Source organism: Azospirillum sp. FG154, from assembly GCF_057809575.1.
Map to the genome: position 1 here is coordinate 377,985 of NZ_JBMDKF010000001.1, position 21,649 is coordinate 399,633.

Genomic DNA, 21,649 nt, shown 5'->3' on the forward strand with positions numbered 1-21,649 from the left:
AACAATCCTTACAGGAAAATGGTCAATACGCCTGTGTAACCATAAAGGCGGTTGTGGGATATCTCGCCGGACGCATAGAATCCGACCAGCGGCACGTCGCCGAAGGCTTCGCGGATCATCGCCAATTCGGCGTTGGGGTCGCCGAACAGGCTGGGGCCACGGGCGATGCAACTGACATAGACGGCGCCCTTGGGCGGCGACGTCACCCGCTTTTTCAGCGTGGCGAGAGTCCGGCGCATGTCGGCGGCGGCGTTGTCGCCGTCGCGGCGGGTGAACAGGATGCTTTGCCCGGTCGTCACCGGCTCGGCGATGGACAGCCACCCGGCGCGCGGGTCGATGGCGACAAGGTCGCGCACCAGATAATCCTGAGTGTCCGACCCGGCGATGGGCAGCCCGGCGCAGATCAGCCCGGCGACGCGGCGCAGATCGTTGGCCAGATCCGGGCCGATGTCCTCCTTGAAGACCTCCAACGCCGGGCGTCCGTCGATCTCCAGGATCACATTGTCGTCGCTGGCGGTGATGGTCCGCTTCGGCCCGATCGGCAGGCAGCCTTGCGTCTTGGCGGTCGCCACGGCGACCGACGGGGCGAACAGCACGCCGGACAGGCCGCCGTCGGCCACGGCGCCGCCGCTGTTGTCGCCCGTCAGGGTGAATTGCGGAAACTCCGCCCGCGACGCGCTGGTTCCGCCGACCAGAAAGGCGCTGGCGCTGTCCGACAGGTTGGCGACCAGACTGGCGAGCTGTTGGCAACGCGGGTCGGCGTGGACCAGGGCGAGCGCCGCGCCATGCTTGTCCAGCCAACCGCCCGCCGCGCGGCGCAGCGGGTCGAGGTCGGTGGTCAGCATCGGGAACAGGCGAAAGCTGTCCTCGGGCAGACGGACGGTCATCACCGCCATCGCCGGTTCGTCGAACAACACGCCGTCGGTGCTGACGACGCCGATGCCGACGGTGCCGACCCAATCCTGCACGCCGGTGACGCCGCGCAGCAGGGTGACGATGCTGGTCGCGTGTTCGGCCAGCCCGTCGGTGATGTAAAGCAGGCCCAGATTGCAGCCCGCCACCGGCCCCAGCCGGTCGAGGCAGGCTTTCGTCGTCAGCCCCCAATCGGCGCCGGTGGCGCTGGCGGCGTGAAAGGGCTGGTCGGGCGGGGCGGAGGCGGTTCTCATTGGGGCGTCAGCCTCCGGTTTTGGGCAGGGAATCCAGCAGGCGGGCGACGGCGGGCAGCATCCGCTCGACGATCACCGCCACGCCTTGGGCGTTGGGGTGCAGCCCGTCGGCTTGAAGCAAGCCCCGATCCGTCGCCACCCCGTCGAGGAAAAAGGGGTAGAGCGGCACATTGTGGCGGGCCGCCAGATCGGGATAGAGCGCGTTGAACGGCTCGGTGTAGGAACGGCCAAGGCTGGGGCTGGCCAGCATGCCGAGCAGCAGGACGGGGATGTTCCGCTCTCCCAGACGGGTCAGGATGGCGTCCAAATTGGTCTTCGCCGCGCCCGGATCAAGGCCGCGCAGCATGTCGTTGCCCCCAAACCCGACCAGGGCCGCGTCGGGCGGATCGGCCAAGGCCCAATCCAGCCGGGCCAAACCGCCCGCCGTGGTGTCGCCGGACACCCCGGCGTTGACGATGGTGACGGCGTAGCCCTTGGCGATCAGCGCCCGTTGCAACTGGCTGGTGAAGCCCTGCGCCTCGGGCAATCCGTAACCGGCGGTCAGGCTGTCGCCGAAGGCCAGCAGCTTGACCGGCGAGGCGGCGGAGGCGGGCGCGGCAAAAGCGGGCGCGGGCGGGGTCACGACGCCGACGCCCAGCAGCAGGGCGGCGGCGGCGACCAGCGCGCGCCCGTTGAAAGCGCGGCGGTCCATGCCATATGGCGAACGTCCTTTCCGCATGATCGAGAGACGCATGTCCAGGGTTCACTCCAACGCAACGCCGTCCGACACCATCGTCGATCTTGACGACGTCCATCTGAGATTGGACAGCGGGGCCGGACCCGTCAACATCCTGCGGGGCGTCAATCTTCACGTCGAGCGCGGCGAGCGGGTCGGCGTCGTCGGTCCCAGCGGTTCGGGAAAATCCACCATGATGATGGTGATGGCGGGGCTGGAGCGCGCCAGTTCGGGCCGGATCCGGGTGGCCGGGCAGGATCTGGCCCGGCTGAACGAAGACGGTCTGGCGCGCTTCCGCCGCGACCATGTCGGCATCGTCTTTCAGGCGTTCCATCTGGTGCCGACGATGACGGCGTTGGAAAATGTGGCGATCCCGCTGGAGTTCGCCGGGGTCCGCGACGCCTTCGCGCGGGCGCAGACCGGGTTGGAGTCGGTCGGGCTGGGCCACCGCGTCCACCATTATCCGGGGCAATTGTCGGGCGGCGAGCAGCAGCGCACGGCGCTGGCCCGCGCCTTCGTCACCGAACCGTCGCTGTTGCTGGCCGACGAGCCGACGGGGAATCTCGACATCGACACCGGCGCGACCATCGTCAAACTGCTGTTCGATCTGGCCGAGCGGCGCGGCACGACGCTGGTGCTCATCACCCACGATCCGGCGCTGGCGGCGCGCTGCGACCGCACGGTGCGGCTGGCCGACGGGCGGATCGCCGACGACGGTTTGGCCAGCCGCCGGGCGCGGCCCGCGCTGGTCGGGGAGTAAGGGCGATGAGCGGAGACGCGACGCCCTCGCCCTTTTTCACCTTGCGGCTCGCCCTGCGCTTGGCCCGTCGCGAGCTGCGCGGCGGCTTGAAGGGCTTCTGGATTTTTCTGGGCTGCCTGACGCTGGGCGTCGCCGCCATCGCCGCCGTGCAATCGGTGTCGAGCGGCCTGCTCGCCGGGCTGAACCAGGATGGGCAAGCCATTCTCGGCGGCGACGTGGCGATCCGCCAGCTTTACACCCCGCCGACCGCCGAACAGACGGCCTTCCTGACCGGGGCCGGGCGCGTGTCCACCGCCGCCGAAATGCGCGGCATGGCGCGGGCGCTGGACGAGGGCAAGGCGTCGCTGGTCGAGTTGAAGGCGGTTGACGATCTTTACCCGCTCTATGGCGCCTTGAGCTTGCGCGACGGCGTCGATCTGAAAAGCGCGCTGGCCCGCCGCGACGGCCAATGGGGCGCGGTGGTCGAAGCCAGCCTGATGGACCGGCTGGGCGTGGCGCTGGGCGATCCGATCCGGGTCGGCGACAGCGTCTATCGGGTGGCGGGCGTTCTGGACCGCGAACCGGACCGCGCCTCGTCCAACGCCTTTTCCCTGGGGCCGCGCCTGATGGTCGCCTTGCCGTCGCTGGAGGCGACCGGGCTGTTGCAACCGGGCAGCCTGACCTGGTGGAGCGCCAAGATCGCCCTGCCGCCGGGGACCGACGCGCGGGCCTGGCAAAAAGAGGTGAAGGCCCGCTTCCCGACCGCGCCCTGGACGATGCGCGACGTCGCCAACGCTTCGCCGCAGGTCGAACGCTTCATCGAGCGGATGACGCTGTTTTTGACGCTGGTCGGTTTGACCGCGCTGCTGGTCGGCGGCGTCGGGGTCGGCAACGCGGTGCGCAGCCATCTCGATTCCCGCGCCCGCAGCATCGCCACGTTGAAATGCGTCGGCGCGCCGGGCGCGTTGGTGTTTCAGCTCTATCTGGCGCAAATTCTGGCGTTGGCGCTGCTGGGCATACTCGCCGGGCTGGTCTTGGGGGCGGTCGCCCCCTTGGCGCTGGGCCGTGTGCTGGAGGGGGTGTTGCCGGTGTCGGCCCACATCGGGGTCTATCCCGGCGCGCTGGCGTTGGCGGCGCTCTATGGGCTGCTGACGGCCCTGACCTTTTCCCTGTGGCCGCTGGGCCGGGCGCGCGAGGTTCCGGCGGGCGCGCTGTTCCGCGACGTGATCGCCCCGGCGCAGGGCCGCCCGCGCGCGCCCTATCGGATCGCCCTGGCGCTGGCGGCGCTGGCGCTGGCCGGTTTGGCGGTGGCGACGGCGGACAACAAGCTGTTCGCCCTGTGGTTCGTCGGCGGCTCCATCGCCACCTTTGCGACCTTTCGCGGGGCGGCGGCGCTCATCACGCTGGCGGCGGCGCGGGTCGGGCGCGTGCGTCATCCGGGCTTGCGGCTGGCGCTGGCCAATCTGCACCGACCCGGCAACCCGACGGCGGCGGTGGTGCTGTCGCTGGGGCTGGGTCTGACCGTGCTGGTGGCGGTCGCGCAGATCGAGGCGAATTTCTCCCGCCGGGTGTCGGAAACCATCCCGAAGGACGCCCCGGCCTTTTTCTTCGTGGACATCCAGCGCGACCAGTTCGCCGCCCTGCGCGACACCGTGACCGGGGTTCCCGGAACCAGCGCCTTCGAGGCGGTGCCCAGCCTGCGCGGGCGGATCGAGCGGGTGAACGGGGTGGAGGCGGAAAAGGCGCTGGTCAATCCCGAACAGGCCTGGATCCTGGCGGGCGACCGGGGCATCACCTATTCCGCGACCCTGCCGGAGCATTCGCAGATCATCACGGGCGACTGGTGGGCGGCGGATTATCGCGGGCCGCCCCTGCTGTCGATTCACCAGAGCGTCGCCGACGCCTTCAACATCGGGCCTGGGGCCAAGCTGACCGTCAACATTCTGGGGCGCGGAATCGAGGCGACGGTCGCCAGCGTGCGCGCCGCCGAATTCAGCTCCATGGCGATCAACTTCACCATGGTGTTCGCCCCCGGCACGCTGGAAGGCGCGCCGCAAACCTGGATCGCCACCGTCCGCGCCACGCCCGAGGCCGAAGGCGCGGTGCAAAAGGCGGTGCTGGGTCGTTTCCCCAACATCACCCTGGTGCGGGTCAAGGACGCGCTCGACACCGTGGGCGACATGCTGGGTCACATCGGCGCGGCGGTGCGCGTCGTCGCCCTCATCACGCTGGCGGCGGGAACGCTGGTGTTGGCCGGGGCGGTCGCCGCCGGGCATCGCCGCCGGGTCTATGACGCCGTGGTGCTGAAGGTTCTGGGGGCGACGCGGGCCGACGTGCTGCGCGCCTTCCTGCTGGAATACGGCCTGTTGGGGCTGCTGACGGCGATCATCGCCGGGGCGGTCGGCACGCTGACCGCCTGGGCGGTTCTGCGCTTCCTGATGCGGTGGGATTGGGACTTTCAGCCGTCGGCGGTGCTGACGACCGTTCTGCTCAGCACGGCGATCACGCTCGCCTTTGGCTTTTACGGGACATGGCGGGCGCTGGGCCAGCCGTCGGCCCCGCTGCTGCGCAACGAATGACCATGAACGTGCGGTGCGTCCAAAGGAGTTTCACAGACGCCGAATCATGACGTCTTTTTTATCGGACGAATCCTCTTTCGATTCCTATTGAACCGTTGGGAGGACTCGCCAATATGTCAGAGCACCGGGACCACCTACTATGACCGAGGATTGAACCATGGCTGACCCGACCTTTAACCGCTTCGCGACCATGGGCCGCGCGACAGATCGGGGATACTTCGACGAAGGCCTGCGCCAGCACATGCTGCGCGTCTACAATTACATGGGCGCGGGTCTGGTGTTGACCGGCCTGATCGCCGCGTTGGTGTCCACCAACGTCGCCCTGATGGCCGCCATTTTCGGCACGCCCCTGAAATGGGTGGTGATGCTGGCGCCGCTGGCCTTCGTCATGGTGCTGTCGTTCGGCATCAACCGGCTGTCCTTCGCCACCGCTCAGCTCGTCTTCTGGGGCTATTGCGCGTCGATGGGCCTGTCGATGGCCTCCATCTTCATGGTCTTCACCGGCGCCTCCATCGCGCTGACCTTCTTCGTCACCGCCGCGACCTTCCTGTCGATGAGCCTCTACGGCTACACGACCAAGGCCGACCTGACGAAGATGGGGTCGTTCCTGATGATGGGCGTGCTGGGCATCGTGATCGCCGGTCTGGCGAACATCTTCTTCCAGTCGCCGGCCCTGCATTTCGCGATCTCGGCCATCGGCGTGGTGATCTTCACGGGCCTGACCGCCTATGACACCCAGTCGATCAAGGAAAGCTACGCCGAGGGTTACGACCGCGAGAGCAACGGCAAGCTGGCTCTGATGGGCGCGCTGACGCTGTATCTCGACTTCATCAACCTGTTCCAGTTCCTGTTGCAGTTCCTGGGGCAGCGCGACGAGTAACCCGCCGTCTTGGCGCCAAGCCTTCAAACCGCCCGGAAGCGCCCCGCTTCCGGGCGGTTTTCGTTTGCGCCGACTCTAAGATGGGTGAATCAGGCGGGCGGGTTGGTCAGGAAGGGCGTCAGTTCCTGGAAAAAGCGCTGGGCGTTGGCCGGGTCGGACAGGTCCGACAAATGTTGCAGGCCGCAAAAGACCAAGCCGCTGTTCGCCTTGATGAGTTCGACCGATTCCATGAAGCAGGCGGAAATTTGATCCTGCAAGTCGAGCCGCTGCGACAGGACGAAGACGCCGATGCCGCTGTCCTCGCTCATGTTGAAGGTCATTTCGGCGATGCTGTAGGGAAACACCCGGCGGACGTCGCCGGGGCCATAGCTGGCGACATGGGCCTCCCACGGGTTGCCCATGAACTCATCCTGCGGCCAATGGCCGATGGGGATCGACAGCAGGACGGCGTCGCAGCGGTCGAGCAGGGCGAGCACCACCGCCTGGGCCTCGTCCTTGGTCATGTGCTCCAGCATGTCGCCCAGCACGGCCAAACCGCCGGTGGGCAGCCGCCGGTAATCGAAGACGCGGGCGTCGGCGATGTGGACCTCGTCATAGATCTCGGTCAGTCCGAACTCTTTGACATAGGGCGCCCAGATCTCGACGGCGATGAAACGGGCTTGCGGCAGGATCGGGCGCAGAAGCCGCCCGTAGGTTCCCAAACCCGGCCCGACATCCACCAGTTGGGTCAGCGCCTTGCGCGCGTTGAGCCGGTCGGCGGTCAGAACGGCCAGTGATTTGCCGAGAATGCTGCTGAACGGCACAGGTGGAGTCTCCGACGATGGGCGCGCGCGCATCTTAGCATGCGGCGGCAACCATCGTCTCACGCGGTCGCTCAATCGGCGGGTGACGTCTCTTTCGTTTCGACGCCGACCACCCGGTTCTTGCCCGCCTGTTTGGCCTGATACATGCGCTGGTCGGCCAGTTCCACCAGAGCTTCCCAATCGAACAGGCGGTCGGCGCCTTGCTCGGCGAGGCCGACGCTGGCGGTTTGAGGACTGCCGTCGGGGCGCTTGCCGAAACCGGCCAGCCGCATCCGTTCGATGGCGATCATCGCCCCGCTGGCCGACGTGTCCGGCATAATCAGCAGGAACTCTTCGCCGCCCCAGCGCACCAGCGCGTCGGATTCCCGCAGCATGCTGCGGATCGTCGTGGCGGCGTGGCGCAGCACCCGGTCGCCCTCGTCATGGCCGAAGCGGTCGTTGACCGTCTTGAAATCATCAAGATCGACGAAGACGGTGGACAGTGGTTGATGCGAGCGTTGCGCGTTGGCGACCTGGAGCTTCAACAACTCCTCGCCGATGCGGCGGGAAAAGGCGCCGGTCAACACGTCGTGCGCCGCTTGTTCCAACAGCGCGATCATGAAATGCAACTGGCTCATCGCCGCCAGCGTCGCCACCACGGCGATCAGCACGAGCAGCCACAAGGCGCTGAGATAAGACGGGAAGGGCAGCACCAGCGAGCCGTAGAACCCGGCCCCCAGATGCGCCGCCAGCATGGGCGCGGCGAACAAGGCGCCCTCAACGGCGGTCAACGGAAAGACGCTGAGGCCCGCGACCATGACGAAGGGCAGATAGCCATACCCCGCCGTCACGGCGACGCGCAGATCATCCATCCCTTCGTCGTAGAGCAGGGGGTGGGAGATGGTGAAGAACAGGGTGGGGATGGCCAGCAGGGCGCTCAACCGCAGCCAAGCGTTCTGAATGTCCTCGCAGGGGCGGGGATCCAGGGCCAGGGCGAGGAAGGCGGCGCTGGCGGTCAGCCGCAAGGCCATCAACTGCCCCGACAGCGGCCAACGGAAGACGCTGACGTCGATGATGATCCACAGCGGCGTCAGCAGGCCGAAGACCAACGCCACCATGCGGATGCGCGATTGGATCATCGCGGCCCGGCGTCGGCTCAAGATCGGCGTGTGGCGGTCGGGACGGATCAGGTCACGAAGCTGGTCGCCACGAACAAGGTCCGTGAGGAACAATTTACTGAGCATCACGCGGGATTTTCCCAGCAACAGCCGAAGTGAACATGATCTGGGCTGATTACACGGGCATTCAAAGCCCGGCAACGTATTTCGCCAGAATGGACCGGGTGTCGGGCGGTTGCGGCTGCGACAAAGCGCGCCAAAACGAAAAGAAGCGGCTTTCGCCGCTTCTTTCGTCGCAAGGACACAAACTGAACGCGTCAATCTTTCAAGTCAGACCACAGTTCCTTCACCTTGGCGAAGAATCCTTCCGATTGCGGATTCGATCCTTCTTTCCCGCCGCTCTCGAACTCGCGCAGCAATTCCTGCTGGCGCTTGGTCAGATTGACCGGGGTTTCCACCACGGCCTGAATGTACATGTCGCCGCGCTGCGGGCTGCGCAGCACTGACATGCCCTTGCCCTTGATGCGGAACTGGTGGCCGGATTGGGTGCCGGGCGGCACCGTCACCTTGGTGCGGGTGCCGTCGATGGTCGGCACCTCGACCGCGCCGCCCAGGGCCGCCGTGGTCATCGGGATCGGCACCCGGCAATGGATGTTGGCCCCGTCGCGCTGGAAGATCGGGTGCGGCGCGATGGCGAGGAAGATGTAGAGATCCCCCGCCGGCGCCCCGCGCAAGCCCGCCTCGCCCTCGCCCGCCAAGCGGATGCGGGTGCCGTCCTCGACGCCCGCCGGAATGTTGACCTGAAGGGTCTTTTCCTTGCGCAGCCGTCCGGCGCCGCCGCAGGTCTTGCAGGCGTCCTTGATGACCTTGCCGGCGCCGTGGCAGCCGGGGCAGGTGCGTTCGATGGTGAAGAAACCCTGCTGGGCGCGCACCTTGCCGTGGCCCTGGCAGGTCGGGCAGGTGATCGGCTGGGTGCCCGCCGCCGCGCCGTTGCCGTTGCAGCCGTCGCACTGGACCGAGGTCGGGACGCGCACGTTGGTTTGCGTGCCCTTGAACGCCTCTTCCAGGCCGATTTCCAGGTTGTAGCGCAGATCCTGGCCGCGCCCGGCGGACCCGCCGCCGCCGCCCCGACGTCCGCCCATGAATTCGCCGAACATCTCGTCGAAGATGTCGGCGAAACCGCCCGAGCCGCCGAAATCAAAGTTGAAGCCGCCGCCGCCCGCCCCCGGCCCGCCGCGCCCACCGCCATTTTCAAAGGCGGCGTGGCCGAAACGGTCGTAAGCCGCGCGCTTTTGATCGTCCTTCAGGACTTCATAGGCTTCGCTGACTTCCTTGAACTTGTGCTCGGCGTCCTTGTCACCCTGGTTGCGGTCCGGGTGGTACTGCATCGCCATCTTGCGGTAAGCCTTTTTCAGCTCGTCCGCGCTGGCGCCTTTTTCCACACCGAGCAGCTCGTAATAATCCTGTTTCGCCATGGGGGTCCGACCGCCTTCACATCGTTCTGGGTCCGGGTCACGCTGGACCTTGACCCCAGCATACCGAAGGCCCGCCGCCGGTCAAAGGCGGCGGGCCAACGATGCTCGCATCACATTCCGATCAAAAAGAAACGGCTGACTTAGGCCGACTTCTTCTTGTCGTCATGGACCTCTTCAAAGTCGGCGTCAACGACGCCGGCTTCCTTGGGCTGCTGCGGGGCGGCGGCCTCGCCGGCGCCCTCGGCCTGACCGGCCTTGTACATCGCCTCGCCCAGCTTCATCGAGACCTGGGCCAGAGCCTCGGTCTTCGCCTTCACCGTCTCCAGATCCTCGCTGTCCATCACGCCCTTCAGCTCGGCCACGGCGGCTTCGGCGGCGGTCTTGTCGGAGGCGGGGATCTTGTCCGCGTTCTCCTTGATGGTGCGTTCGGTCGTGTGGATCAGCGCGTCGGCGTGGTTGCGGGCGTCCACCAGCTCACGACGCTTCTTGTCGTCGGCGGAGTGGGCTTCGGCGTCCTTCACCATCTTCTGGATGTCGGCGTCCGACAGGCCGCCCGACGCCTGGATGCGGATCTGCTGCTCCTTGCCGGTCGCCTTGTCCTTGGCGGTGACGCTGACGATGCCGTTGGCGTCGATGTCGAAGATCACCTCGATCTGCGGCACGCCGCGCGGGGCGGGCGGGATGCCGACCAGATCGAACTGACCCAGCGGCTTGTTGTCGGCGGCCATCTCGCGCTCGCCCTGGAACACGCGGATCGTCACCGCGTTCTGATTGTCCTCGGCGGTCGAGAAGGTCTGGCCCTTCTTGGTCGGCACGGTGGTGTTGCGGTCGATCAGGCGGGTGAAGACCCCGCCCAGCGTCTCGATGCCCAAGCTGAGCGGGGTGACGTCGAGCAGCAGGACGTCCTTGACCTCGCCCTTCAGCACGCCGCCCTGGATGGCGGCGCCGATGGCGACCACCTCGTCCGGGTTCACGCCACGGTGCGGCTCGCGCCCGAAGAACTGCTTCACCGCGTCGATGACGCGCGGCATGCGGGTCATGCCGCCGACCAGGATCACCTCGTCGATTTCGGCAGCCTTCAGACCAGCGTCTTTCAACGCGGCCTTGCACGGCTCGATCGTGCGCTGGACCAGATCATCGACCAACGCTTCCAGCTTGGCGCGCGTCACCTTGATGTTCAGGTGCTTCGGCCCGGTCTGGTCGGCGGTGATGAAGGGCAGGTTGACTTCGGTCTGCGTGGTCGAGGACAGCTCGATCTTCGCCTTTTCGGCGGCTTCCTTCAGACGTTGAAGGGCGAGCTTGTCCTTGCGCAGGTCGATGCCCTGCTCCTTGTGGAACTCGTCGGCCAGGAACTCGATGATGCGGGCGTCGAAATCCTCGCCGCCCAGGAAGGTGTCGCCGTTGGTGGACTTCACCTCGAACACGCCGTCGCCGATTTCCAGGACGGAGATGTCGAAGGTGCCGCCGCCGAGATCATAGACCGCGACGATGCCGCTGCCCTTCTTCTCCATGCCATAGGCGAGCGCGGCGGCCGTCGGCTCGTTGATGATGCGCAGGACTTCCAGCCCGGCGATCTTGCCCGCGTCCTTGGTCGCCTGGCGCTGGCTGTCGTTGAAATAGGCGGGAACGGTGATGACGGCCTGGCTGACCTTCTCACCCAGATAATTTTCCGCCGTCTCCTTCATCTTGCCCAGAATGAAGGCGCTGATCTGGCTGGGGCTGTATTTCTTGCCATGGGATTCGGTCCAGGCGTCGCCGTTGTCACCGGAGATGATCTTGTAGGGAACCAGACCCTGATCCTTCTTGGTCAGCGGATCGTCGTAGCGACGACCGATCAAACGCTTGATCGCGAAGAGGGTGTTTTCCGGGTTGGTCACGGCCTGACGCTTGGCGGGCTGGCCGACCAGACGCTCGCCGCCCTGGGTGAAGGCGACCATCGACGGCGTCGTGCGCGCGCCTTCCGCGTTTTCGATGACTTTGGCGGTCCCGCCTTCCATCACGGCGACGCAGGAGTTGGTGGTGCCGAGATCGATACCGATGACTTTGCTCATGTTCAGCCTCTTGTGTTCGGCAGATGCGTGGCGGCCCGTCAAGTCCGGCGCCGCCGCGATCCCCTTGGGGTCGGTGGAACGGTTTCGCGTGGATCACTGCTGGGCGAGATATAGGCGGGTGTGTTTCGGGCTGCAACGGTGCGCTGAACAGATCCTGTCGCAAATTCCAGGAAATCCGCCCTGGTGGTGGATTCCATCGTTTTCGATCCGGCCGACCGACCGGAATAGAATACCCGAGTATTCAAGCACAGACGGTTATATACCGGGGTATTCAATGATGATGAGACAAATTGTAGCAGATGTTACAAGTCTTTCATCAAGAACACCAAAAGGCTCAGTCAATCTTAACTTTTCATTAACAAGCATCCGAGTGATTAATAGAAGGAAATCAATTCGGAGTTGTCATTTTTATTGGCGGTTTTGGGATTCTTTGAGTGAACTTGACAAAGGATTGTGCTATCTCCTTTTCATGCACGATGGCGTTGCTGGCCGCCGCCTTGCCAATTGCGCTCCAGTTTGCGCGATTGTGGGGTGTTTGCGATTTGGGATCGCTGGCGGCGTTGCGCTTTAAGGACAGCTCAGCGTAAAGGGGAAGCGCGATGATGGATGAACGACGCGATGTGGCCTTGGCCATCAAGTCTTGCCTGGACAGCCTGATGAGCGACGCCGCGCGCTGCGACTTGGGCGATCTCGCGCATTTCATCAGTCTGGCGGTTTTGGCGGCGGAAGACGCGGTGGCCGCCCATGACCCGCAGGCGGCGCGCCTGAAGGTTCTGATGGCGAACGACGCCGGTCATTGCTGACGGCGCCTCGCCCGGCGACGCGGGAGGTTGCCGGGGATGGTCGCGCCGGTTCAGAGAATCCGCTTCAAAGAACACGGGTCGTTTAGAGAATCCGCGCGGCGCGGATCGCGTCGTCAATTTGGCCAAGCATGGCGGCGCAGGATTCATCCCCATCCAAAATCGCGGGCAGGGCGACGCTGAACATGGCGACGGCGGCGACGCCGTCGCGGTCGGCGCCGATCAGCCACAGATAATGGGTTTCGGCCCGGCCATCCTCGTCGGTCCGCATCATCGCCTGGGCGATCACGCCGCCGTCGGGGCGGGATTCCACCGTGCGGTCGCCCGCCCGTTGATCGTGGGGGCGAACAAAGCGCAAGGCCATTTCCTGCAAGGTTCCGGCGACGCCGCCGGAGTCCGGCTTTGGCGTCACCCGGTCCGTGACCAAGCGCAGCGTGCCGCCAGCGGGCGGCGGCGGGCGGAAGGTGGCGACGGGCTGGCCCTCATGCTCCTCCACCTCGGCGGCCCAGTTGGGGGGCAGGCGGAAACGGACGGTGTCGTTCCAGCCGATCATCCGGCCTTCGGCTTCGCCGTCGCCGTTCGGGATTTGCGCGCCGCTCATCGCATGGTCCTTGGTGTCGTGGTCCTTGGGGGAGCGGCACTGTAGGCGGACCAAGAGCGCGATCCAATCCCTCAAGCGGAATCGCGCGCGAGGGGGCGACGACGGACGGTCGGGCTTGCCGCCGTCCGGCGGGCGGGCCATCCTTGGCCGATGATCGTCTCCGCCAGCTACAAGACCGACATTCCCGCCTTTTACGGTCGTTGGTTTCTCAACCGGCTCGACGCCGGGTTCTGCATGATGGTCAATCCCTACAGCGGGAAAAGCCTGCGGGTGGATCTGACGCGCCCGGCGGTGGACGGCTTCGTCTTCTGGACCAAGAATCTCGGGCCGTTCCTCGGCGCGCTCGACGAGGTGGCGGAGCGGGGCTTTCCCTTTGTCGTGCAGCACAGCGTCACCGGCTTGCCCGGCGGGTTGGAGCGCTCGGTGCCGGATTGGCGGGTGACGGTCGGCCATCTGGCGGGGGTGCGCGACCGTTGGGGGCCGCGCGCGGCGGTGTGGCGCTATGACCCCATCATCCTCACCGACGCCACGCCCGCGTCCTGGCACCGGGCGACCTTCGCGGCGCTGGCCCAGGCGCTGCGCGGGGTGACGGACGAGGTGACGGCGTCCTTCCTTCAGCCCTACCGCAAGACGGCGCGCAATCTGGCCGCCGCCGGAATTGGCTGGCGCGATCCCGACCGGGAGGAAAAACAGGCGTTGTTGGTCGATCTGGCGGAAATCGCGGCGCAGGAAGGGATGAGCCTGACCCTGTGCGCGCAGCCGGAGTTGGTTGACGCGCCCGGCCTGTCAGCGGCGCGCTGCGTGGACGCCGGGCGTTTGTCGGACGTCGCCGGGCGCCCCCTGGCGGCGCGGGAAAAGGGCAACCGGCCCGGCTGTCTGTGCGCGGAAAGCCGCGACATCGGCGATTACGACAGTTGCCCGCACGGCTGCGTCTATTGCTACGCCGTGGCCGACCGGGCGGCGGCGCGACGGCGCTTCGCCCGGCATGACCCGACGGATGCGTTTCTGGTCCCGCGCCCGGTTACGGGCAGACCTTCTTGACGGTTTCGACCAGCTTTTCCGGGTTGAAGGGCTTGACCAGCCAGCCGGTGGCCCCGGCCTCGCGCCCGGCGGTCTTTTTGGCCGGGTCGGCTTCGGTGGTCAGCAGCAGCACCGGGGTGGCGCGGTTGCTGGCGCTGGCCCGGATGGCCTTGGTCAAGGCCAGACCATCCATGCCGGGCATGTTCAGGTCGGTGATGATGCAGTCGAATTTTTGCCGGTTGACCAGCAGCATCGCCGCGTTGCCGTCCGAGGCTTCGGCCACGGTGTAACCGGCCTTCTGCAAGGTGAAACCGACCATGTCGCGGATGGTCTTGGAATCATCAACGGTCAGAACGCTTTTGGCCATGGGGATCGTTTCCTCGGGATCGGCCCAAAAATCGGGGACTTGGTTGTTGTCCGCCGCTGATCCGGGCCGTTGGTCATGCCGAAGCCCTAGGCAATTTTGTCGGTAGCGTCAACAGGAAGGCGGCGGCGGTCATTTTCCGCCGCCGCCCTGTCACAGGGCGTCGTCGTCACGCCGTGGTGTTGACGTGCTGGCCGCCAGCGTCGTTGGCCCCGGCCTTGGCGACGCCGACCATGGCTTCGCGCAGCAGGCGGCCATGGATGGTGTAGCCGGGCTGGAGCACCTGGACGACGGTGCCCGCCGCCTTGCCGGTGTTCTCGATCTCGAACATCACCTGATGGAAATTCGGGTCGAACATGTCGCCGGTCGGGTCGATGCGCTTGATCCCGGCGCGGTCGAAGGCGGCGAAGAGCTGGCGTTCGGTCGCCTCGACGCCGACGGCCAGGCTTTTCAGCATCTCGTCCTGCTCGCGGCCGTCCGCCGGAACGGCGTCCAGGGCGCGGCGCAGATTGTCGGCCACCGTCACCAGCTCCTTGGCGAAGCTCGACACCGCGTATTTGCTGGCGTCCTCGCGGTCGCGCTGGGCGCGGCGGCGGGTGTTTTCGGTTTCCGCCACGGCGCGCAGAAGCTGATCCTTCAGGCTGGCGACCTCGGCCTCCAGCGTGGCGACGCGATCCTCGGCGGCTTCGGGGGCGGCGGTCTGGTCGATCTCGGCGTCGGCGGGCTTGTTCTGCTCTTCGCTCATGGGATTCTCGGCTTCTTGGTTCGGTCGATTGAGGCGGGTTGCGTGATGCTGGTTGTGGGCCTTGGCCGCTCAGCCGACAAGGCGGCTGATGACCTTGGCGGTATAATCCACCAGCGGGATGATGCGGGCGTAATTGATGCGGGTCGGGCCGATGACGCCGATGGCCCCGATCACCTGTTCGCGGCTGTTTTGGAAGGGCGAGATAATCATGGTGCAACCGCTGTGGTTGAACAGGACATTCTCCGCCCCGATGAAAATCTGCACGCCGTCGCCCTGTCCGGTGGCGTCGAGCATGCGCAGCATGGCTTCCTTGGTCTCCAGCGCCTCGAACAGGGCGCGCACGCGCTCCAGGTCGGACAGGGCGGTGACGTCCTCCAACAGCTTGGACTGGCCGCGCACGATGAGTTGTCCGGCGTTCGACCCGGCGCTGCCCGACCAGGTGGCCAGACCGGCGGCGACGACGCGACGCGACAATTCGTCCAGTTCGGTCTGTTGCTCCTGAATTTCGGTCAGGACGCTCTGGCGGGCCTCGTCCAGCGTGCGGCCGACCAGCCGGGCGCTGAGATAGTTGGACACCAGTTGCAGGGTGGAGGCGGGCAGGCCGAGCGGCACCTCGATGACGCGGTTTTCCACCAGCCCGTCTTCGTTGACCAGCACGACCAGCGCGCGGCCCGGCCCCAGCGAGACGAATTCGATGTGTTTCAGCGGTCGGTCGGTTTTGGGGGCCAGCACCAGCCCGGCGCAGTGCGACAGGCCCGACAGCATGCCGGTGGCCTCCAACAGCACGTCGGACAGGGCGCGGCCCGACACGGCGCATTGCGCCTCGATCGACACCCGTTCGTCTTCGCTCAGCGAGCCGATCTCCAGCAGGCCGTTGACGAACATGCGCAACCCCGCGTCGGTCGGGATGCGGCCCGCCGAGGCGTGCGGGGCGTAAAGCAACCCTTGCTCTTCCAGATCCGCCATGACGTTGCGGATGGTGGCGGGCGACAGGCTCATGCCAAGCCGCCGCGAAATCGTGCGCGACCCCACCGGCTCGCCCGACGCCACATAGGCGTCGACGATCAACCGGAAAATTTCGCGCGACCGCAGGTTCAACTCGGTAATCATGGCCTGGACAGGTTGGACGGCGTTGGGCGAAGGCGTCAACGCCGTCCGAATTTAGGCAGGTCCGACCGCTGAATCAACGTGCGGGGCGCAAGCTTCCTCACGCGTCGGCGACAAAGGCGCTGTATTGGGCGGCGATGGCGGCCACGGCGGCGTCATACAGGCGCTTGCCGTCCTCCGGGCTGGCCAGACCGGGGGCGGAGCCGATGCGCCCGTCGGGGTAGCGGCGGCGGAAATCGCGGGCGTCGTGGAAACCACCGGCGGGGGCCTGTTCCGGCTCCATCGTCGCGCGCTTGATCGCCTCAGGATAGGCGTATTGCGTCAAGGAGACCTCGCTGGGGGTGGCGTGCGAGCCTTCCTTGCCGTGGTAGAACTCGCGCGACAGGCGGCCAATCTCCGGGCTTTCCCACCAATTGACCAGGGCGCAGCGCAGATCCGGGGCGGCGCGGCCCTTCAAGGCGCGCTGTTCGGCGTACACTTCGTAAAAGGCGGCGCGGATCGACGGGATGTTGCCGCCATGGCCGTTGATGAAGAAGAAACGCTCGAAACCATGTTCGGCCAGCGAGCTGACGTAATCGCGGATCACGGCGATCAGGGTGGACGGCTTCAGCGTCATGGAGCCGGGAAATTCCATGTGATGAACCGCCATGCCGACCGGAATCGTCGGACCGACCAAAGCGCCGACAGCGTCGCCGACGCCGCGCGCCAGAACCTCGGCGCAAATGGCGTCGGTGCCGACCAGACCGTTCGGCCCGTGCTGCTCGGTCGAACCGATGGGCATGATGACGCCCTTGGACGTCGTCAGATAGGATTCGACCTCGATCCAGGTGCTCAGATGCAGTTGCACGGTGGTCCCTTCCCGCCGGGGTGATTGGTCCCGCCAGCATAGGACGGCGGGTTTTTCCGACCAACCCCGCTCGGCGTGGGGGGCGCCATGCGGCGGACGCTTACGCCGTATGATGGGCCTTGCGGTGAACGCCGTTCCAGGGCCGCAACGCCAAATCGGCGATCCAGCCCCCGGCCAGCAGGGCGGCGACGAACAGCAGGGCTGACAGGCCGTCGGCGCCCAGCAGAACCAGCGCCGGGCCGGGGCAGATCCCGGCCAGCCCCCAGCCCAGTCCGAACAGGGCGGAGCCGCCGATCAACCGCGCGTCGATCCGCTTGGTGTCGGGCAGGCTGATCGTCTCGCCCAACAGGGCGACCGGCTGGCGGCGGGCGAGGGCGAAGGCGGGGGCGGCCACGGCGATGGCCCCGATCATGACGAAGGCCAGGGTCGGATCCCAAGCCCCGGCGACGTCGAGAAAGGCCAGAACGCGGGCCGGATCGGTCATCCCGGCGACGATCAAGCCGATTCCAAAGAGAAAGCCGAAAAGCCCGGCGGTGAGGCTGCGCATCATCACGCTCCTTACAGAAGATGGCCCTTACAACACATGGCCCTTACAACACATGGCGCATGACGAAGACCGTCGCGGCGGCGACGGCCATGAACACCAGGGTGGCGGTCAGCGAACGCGGCGACAAATTGGCCATGCCGCAGACGCCATGCCCGCTGGTGCAGCCCGACCCGATCCGCGTGCCGACCCCGACGATCAACCCGGCGGCGATCAACAGCGCCGCCGGATGCAGCGCGAAGGCCTCCGGGGTTGGAACCCCCCACAGCCGCGCGGCCAACCCGGCGGCGACCAGGCCGCCGACAAAGGCCCATTGCCAGGGCGCGCCGCCCGGACGGACGGCGCGGGCCAGAATGCCGCTGATTCCGGCGACCCGCCCATTCACCAACAACATTCCCGCCGCCGCCGCGCCAATCAACGCGCCGCCGATCAAAGCCTCAATTGGACCCGCCATCACGTCACCTCGCTTCGTCGCCCTGTGGGGCGCCTCGTCAACGCGCCATCTATTGCATAACCAATCTCTAATGTAATGCGTTTTGTCGAGCGCGCAAGTGACGACCGTTGCGGTCGTCACCACCTGTGGCGTCATGGATTGAACGGAACCTCGCGGATCGGGATTGACCAAAGCGCGATCCTCCCGCCATACACAGGTGTTCCATTTGGCTTTGCAACGAGGCTCCGCCCTTGGTCGCCCGCATCAACACCGTCGCGTTTCAGGGCATCGAGGTGCTGGGCATCGACGTGCAGGTCCAGATGTCGGGCGGCATCGTCGCCTTCACCGTGGTCGGCCTGCCCGACAAGGCGGTGGGGGAAAGCCGGGAACGGGTGCGCGCCTCGCTGCACGCGCTGGGGTTGGCGCTGCCCGCCAAGCGCATCACCGTCAACCTCGCCCCCGCCGACGTGTTGAAGGAGGGCAGCCATTTCGATCTGCCCATCGCGCTGGCGCTGCTGACCGTCATGGGCGTGCTGCCCGACGCCGAAATGGCCCGCTACGTCGCCTTGGGCGAGTTGGCCTTGGACGGCGCGCTCACGCCGGTGGCGGGGGTGCTGCCCGCCGCCATCGACGCGCTGGCCCACGACCGGGGCCTGATCTGCCCGGCGGCCTGCGGCGGCGAAGCGGCCTGGGCCGGGCCGGATCTGGACGTGCTGGCCCCAGCCAATCTTCTGGCGCTCATCAACCATTTCAAGGGCAGCCAAGTGCTGACCCCGCCCAAGCCGCGCCTGCAAGAGGCGGGACCGCCGCCGCTCGACCTGCGCGACGTCAAGGGCAACGAAACCGCCAAACGCGCCTTGGAGGTCGCCGCCGCCGGGTCGCACAACCTGCTGATGATCGGCCCGCCCGGTTCGGGCAAGTCGATGCTGGCCGCCCGCTTGCCCGGCCTGCTGCCGCCGCTCGACCCGGCGGAGGCGCTGGAGGTGTCGATGATCCACAGCGTCGGCGGGTTGCTGGAGGACGGCAAGCTGCTGCGTCAACGCCCCTACCGCGCGCCGCACCAGTCGGCCAGCCTGCCGGCCCTGGTCGGCGGCGGCACGCGGGCCAAGCCGGGGGAAATCTCCTTGGCCCATCAAGGCGTGTTGTTTCTGGACGAGCTGCCGGAGTTCCCCCGCCCGTTGCTGGAGGCGTTGCGCCAGCCGCTGGAAACCGGCAAGGCGGTGGTCAGCCGGGCCAACCACCACGTCACCTACCCGGCGCGGGTCCAGTTGATCGCGGCGATGAATCCCTGCCGTTGCGGTTATCTGGACGACGCCTCGCTCGCCTGCGCCCGCGCGCCGAAATGCGCCGCCGACTACCAGTCAAAGATCAGCGGCCCCTTGTTCGACCGGATTGATTTGCACATCGACGTGCCCGCCGTCAGCCCCGCCGATCTCAGCCTGCCGCCCCCCGCCGAGGGCAGCGCCGAGGTGGCGGTCCGCGTCGCCGTCGCCCGCGCCATCCAGACGGAGCGTTTCGCCGCGCTCGCCGGGTCGGGAAGCGTCGCGGCGGCGCGCACCAACGCCGAGGCCGACGGCGAGTTGCTGGAAAAAATCGCCGCCCCCGACGCCGCCGGGCGCAGCCTGCTGACCGAGGCGGCGGAACGGATGAAGCTGTCGGCGCGCGGCTATCACCGCGTGATGCGGGTGGCGCGCACGCTCGCCGATCTGGACGGGCTGGACGGCGTCCGCCGCCGCCACATCGCCGAGGCGCTCAGCTACCGACGGATTGCGCCGGGGCGGTGACGGCGCCGGTCAGAGTGAATGGATGGCTCGGGCGATGGCCGCTTCGATGGCCTTCCGCGCCTGCGGGCTGTTTTTCCAACAGGAGCTGCCCAGCGCGGCGGCGGCGGCGCTGCACACGGCGGCGGCGTCTTGCCGGGCCAGCGTGGCGAAGCTGTCGATGCCCAGTTGCTCAAGCCGTTCGACGACCTTCGGGCCGACCCCCTTGACCCGCAACAGGCTGTCACGCTCTTCCTGGGAAAACGGCATGGCGGGATCCAGTTACGGCTTGTCGAACTGCGGCGGCTTGGCCGCGCCGGGGCAGGCGTTGGCGGGCAGGGTTTCGCTGTCCAGGAAGGTGACGGCGGCGGTCATCGCGCAATCCTCGTTCGCGGTGACGATGTGTCCGGCGCTGCGGAAGACGAGGTGGCGGCTTTTCGGCAGGGTGGAGGCGGCGCGCTCGCCCCACTCCGGCGGCGTCACCGGGTCATAGGCGCCCGACAGCAGCAGGACCGGCGCCGGGCTGGCGACCGGCAGGCGTTCGGACGGCTCTTGCTGCCCGGCGGGCCATAGGCGACACACCCGTTGGCCCGGATCGTCGGCGACGACGGAGCCATAGGGGGAATAACGGCGGGCGCTTTCCGCCTGCTTGATCGGGTCGGCGGGGTTGACCGTCTCGCGGCATTCGGTGGAAAAGGCCAGACCGTCGGCGATGTCGGGATCGCCCAGCCAACTGGTCGGCGCCCATTCCGCCACCGCGTCGTAGCGGCCACGGGCGGCGCGGTCGAGCATCGCCGGGACGCTGGCCAACGCCTCGCCGGTGGACATGGCTTCCAGACCGGCGGCGATCACCGCCGCGCCGGTCAACCGCAAGGCGCGCCGCGACTCAAACTCGCCAACCACCAGATCGACCGGGTTTTGGTCCAGCCGCTCGACCATGGCGAGGAAGCGTTTTTCCAGATCGGGATAGGCGGCGCGGCAGGCGCGGTTGGCGGCGCAATCGTCAAACAACCGCCGAAAGGCCCGTTGGGCCAGCCACGGCGCTTCCTCTTGCGCGTTCACGTCGGGCGGGTAGACCGAATCCAGCACGGCGCTGCGCACCCGGTTGCCCTGGCGGCGCAGGATCTCCAGCGCCACGCGGGTGCCATAGGACACGGCGAACAGATTGACCCGCTGCGCCCCCAGCGCGGTCGCCACGTCCAGCGCGTCGTCGGCGGCGATGGGGGTGGAGAACAGGGCGCCGCTCAGCCCGGTGGCCTTGAAACGGTTGGCGCAGGTGGTGACGGCGGCGCGTTCCGCCGCCGCCCGCTGTTCGCGGGTGACGGGGTGCGCGCGCGGCGAGGCGCCGACGCTGTCCAGTTCCGGGCAATCGGTGTCGGGTTCGGCCCGGCCCACCCCGCGCGGGTCGAACAGGATGACGTTGCGCGACCGGCGGAAGGGGGCGGACAGCTCCCACCACACCTCCATCCTTTCTTCCGTCGCCTCGCCGACGCCGAAGGGGGAGGCGCCGGGGCCGCCCTCCAGAAACAGGACCGGATCGGCGGCGGGCTGGCGGGCGGTGCTCAACAGCACGGCGACGGGCAGGCGGAAGCTGCCGGACCCGGCGCGGTCGCGCCGCTCCGGCACGGCGACGGCGCCGCACAGCGCGGCCTCGCCGTCCGGCACGGTGAACCAGCAGGGGCCGGGGGTGAAGCGCGGTTCGGCCCGCGACGGCGGCGACCAAACCAACGCGGCCACGCCGACGACGACTCCAAAAGCAGCGGCGACCAAGCGCGCCGTCGGACCCAATCGACCGATTGACGACCGCCGGAGCGGCGCGGAGGTGGCGCGGACAGGCACGGTGACAGGCTCGCTGGCGAGATCAAGGATGGGAACAAGGCCAAAACGGCTTCGGACTGTTTGACCGAGCCGCCGCCGCTTGTC

21 protein-coding genes and 1 pseudogene are annotated in these 21,649 nt (G+C 67.2%); 6 read left to right on the forward strand and 16 right to left on the reverse strand.

Annotated features, from left to right (window positions below):
- Positions 1-8: 8 nt before the first annotated feature.
- Both ACODS4_RS01855 and ACODS4_RS01860 read right to left on the reverse strand, forming a co-directional pair.
- A complete protein-coding gene (locus ACODS4_RS01855) occupies positions 9-1,166 on the reverse strand; it encodes an FIST signal transduction protein (protein ID WP_488860132.1) in 1,158 nt (385 codons plus the stop codon).
- 7 nt (positions 1,167-1,173) lie between these two features.
- Positions 1,174-1,857, reverse strand: a complete 684-nt coding sequence (locus ACODS4_RS01860; protein ID WP_488860134.1) for an arylesterase — start codon at positions 1,855-1,857, stop codon at positions 1,174-1,176.
- A 40-nt stretch (positions 1,858-1,897) separates the two neighbouring features.
- On the opposite strand from ACODS4_RS01860, the gene ACODS4_RS01865 reads away from it, so the two are divergent.
- The 3 genes from ACODS4_RS01865 to ACODS4_RS01875 all read left to right on the forward strand — a co-directional run bounded on the left by ACODS4_RS01865 (position 1,898) and on the right by ACODS4_RS01875 (position 6,079).
- A complete protein-coding gene (locus ACODS4_RS01865; RefSeq protein WP_488860136.1) occupies positions 1,898-2,641 on the forward strand; it encodes an ABC transporter ATP-binding protein in 744 nt (247 codons plus the stop codon).
- Between the two features lie 5 nt (positions 2,642-2,646).
- Entirely contained in the window at positions 2,647-5,199 is a 2,553-nt protein-coding gene (locus ACODS4_RS01870; RefSeq protein WP_488860137.1) for an ABC transporter permease, read from the forward strand.
- Between the two features lie 157 nt (positions 5,200-5,356).
- Positions 5,357-6,079, forward strand: a complete 723-nt coding sequence (locus ACODS4_RS01875) for a Bax inhibitor-1/YccA family protein (RefSeq protein ID WP_488860139.1) — start codon at positions 5,357-5,359, stop codon at positions 6,077-6,079.
- 89 nt (positions 6,080-6,168) lie between these two features.
- Here the strand turns inward: ACODS4_RS01875 and ACODS4_RS01880 are convergent, their stop codons facing one another.
- From ACODS4_RS01880 to ACODS4_RS01900, 5 genes are all read right to left on the reverse strand, one after another.
- Positions 6,169-6,882, reverse strand: coding sequence for a hypothetical protein (locus tag ACODS4_RS01880; protein WP_488860141.1), 714 nt, complete (start codon positions 6,880-6,882; stop codon positions 6,169-6,171).
- Between the two features lie 71 nt (positions 6,883-6,953).
- Positions 6,954-8,105, reverse strand: a complete 1,152-nt coding sequence (locus ACODS4_RS01885) for a GGDEF domain-containing protein (RefSeq protein WP_488860143.1) — start codon at positions 8,103-8,105, stop codon at positions 6,954-6,956.
- Between the two features lie 191 nt (positions 8,106-8,296).
- Positions 8,297-9,454, reverse strand: coding sequence for a molecular chaperone DnaJ (gene dnaJ, locus ACODS4_RS01890; RefSeq protein ID WP_488860145.1), 1,158 nt, complete (start codon positions 9,452-9,454; stop codon positions 8,297-8,299).
- 140 nt (positions 9,455-9,594) lie between these two features.
- On the reverse strand, positions 9,595-11,505 hold the full coding sequence (gene dnaK / locus ACODS4_RS01895) for a molecular chaperone DnaK (RefSeq protein WP_488860147.1): 1,911 nt from the start codon (positions 11,503-11,505) through the stop codon (positions 9,595-9,597).
- A 388-nt stretch (positions 11,506-11,893) separates the two neighbouring features.
- Complete coding sequence (locus ACODS4_RS01900) at positions 11,894-12,139, reverse strand: hypothetical protein (RefSeq protein WP_488860149.1); 246 nt, start codon at positions 12,137-12,139, stop codon at positions 11,894-11,896.
- Positions 12,140-12,161: 22 nt separating this feature from the next.
- Here ACODS4_RS01900 and ACODS4_RS01905 point away from each other — a divergent pair, with 22 nt between their 5' ends.
- Positions 12,162-12,308, forward strand: coding sequence for a hypothetical protein (locus ACODS4_RS01905; RefSeq protein ID WP_488860151.1), 147 nt, complete (start codon positions 12,162-12,164; stop codon positions 12,306-12,308).
- Between the two features lie 82 nt (positions 12,309-12,390).
- Here ACODS4_RS01905 and ACODS4_RS01910 read toward each other — a convergent pair whose 3' ends face one another.
- Positions 12,391-12,906, reverse strand: a complete 516-nt coding sequence (locus ACODS4_RS01910; RefSeq protein WP_488860153.1) for a hypothetical protein — start codon at positions 12,904-12,906, stop codon at positions 12,391-12,393.
- Between the two features lie 150 nt (positions 12,907-13,056).
- Between ACODS4_RS01910 and ACODS4_RS01915 the strand changes: the two genes are divergently transcribed.
- The gene (locus tag ACODS4_RS01915; protein WP_488860155.1) at positions 13,057-13,947 is read left to right on the forward strand and encodes a DUF1848 domain-containing protein; all 891 of its coding nucleotides are present in this window, start codon (positions 13,057-13,059) and stop codon (positions 13,945-13,947) included.
- Here the strand turns inward: ACODS4_RS01915 and ACODS4_RS01920 are convergent.
- The 6 genes and pseudogenes from ACODS4_RS01920 to ACODS4_RS01945 form a co-directional block, all read right to left on the reverse strand.
- Positions 13,928-14,293: a response regulator gene (locus tag ACODS4_RS01920; protein WP_488860156.1), complete on the reverse strand. Its 366-nt coding sequence runs from the start codon at positions 14,291-14,293 to the stop codon at positions 13,928-13,930. The genes ACODS4_RS01915 and ACODS4_RS01920 overlap by 20 nt on opposite strands.
- A gap of 166 nt (positions 14,294-14,459) precedes the next feature.
- A pseudogene (gene grpE, locus ACODS4_RS01925) lies at positions 14,460-15,056 on the reverse strand (nucleotide exchange factor GrpE); the annotation flags it as partial.
- A 48-nt stretch (positions 15,057-15,104) separates the two neighbouring features.
- Complete coding sequence (gene hrcA / locus ACODS4_RS01930; protein WP_488860158.1) at positions 15,105-16,145, reverse strand: heat-inducible transcriptional repressor HrcA; 1,041 nt, start codon at positions 16,143-16,145, stop codon at positions 15,105-15,107.
- 97 nt (positions 16,146-16,242) lie between these two features.
- On the reverse strand, positions 16,243-16,989 hold the full coding sequence (locus ACODS4_RS01935; protein WP_488860160.1) for a creatininase family protein: 747 nt from the start codon (positions 16,987-16,989) through the stop codon (positions 16,243-16,245).
- 100 nt (positions 16,990-17,089) lie between these two features.
- Positions 17,090-17,539, reverse strand: coding sequence for a DUF6691 family protein (locus ACODS4_RS01940; protein WP_488860162.1), 450 nt, complete (start codon positions 17,537-17,539; stop codon positions 17,090-17,092).
- A 40-nt stretch (positions 17,540-17,579) separates the two neighbouring features.
- Complete coding sequence (locus ACODS4_RS01945; protein WP_488860164.1) at positions 17,580-18,122, reverse strand: YeeE/YedE family protein; 543 nt, start codon at positions 18,120-18,122, stop codon at positions 17,580-17,582.
- 95 nt (positions 18,123-18,217) lie between these two features.
- On the opposite strand from ACODS4_RS01945, the gene ACODS4_RS01950 reads away from it, so the two are divergent.
- Entirely contained in the window at positions 18,218-19,750 is a 1,533-nt protein-coding gene (locus ACODS4_RS01950) for a YifB family Mg chelatase-like AAA ATPase (RefSeq protein ID WP_488860166.1), read from the forward strand.
- A 9-nt stretch (positions 19,751-19,759) separates the two neighbouring features.
- Here ACODS4_RS01950 and ACODS4_RS01955 read toward each other — a convergent pair whose 3' ends face one another.
- Positions 19,760-19,996, reverse strand: a complete 237-nt coding sequence (locus ACODS4_RS01955) for a hypothetical protein (RefSeq protein WP_488860167.1) — start codon at positions 19,994-19,996, stop codon at positions 19,760-19,762.
- A gap of 12 nt (positions 19,997-20,008) precedes the next feature.
- Positions 20,009-21,463: an alpha/beta hydrolase gene (locus ACODS4_RS01960; RefSeq protein WP_488860169.1), complete on the reverse strand. Its 1,455-nt coding sequence runs from the start codon at positions 21,461-21,463 to the stop codon at positions 20,009-20,011.
- Between the last annotated feature and the right edge of the window lie 186 nt (positions 21,464-21,649).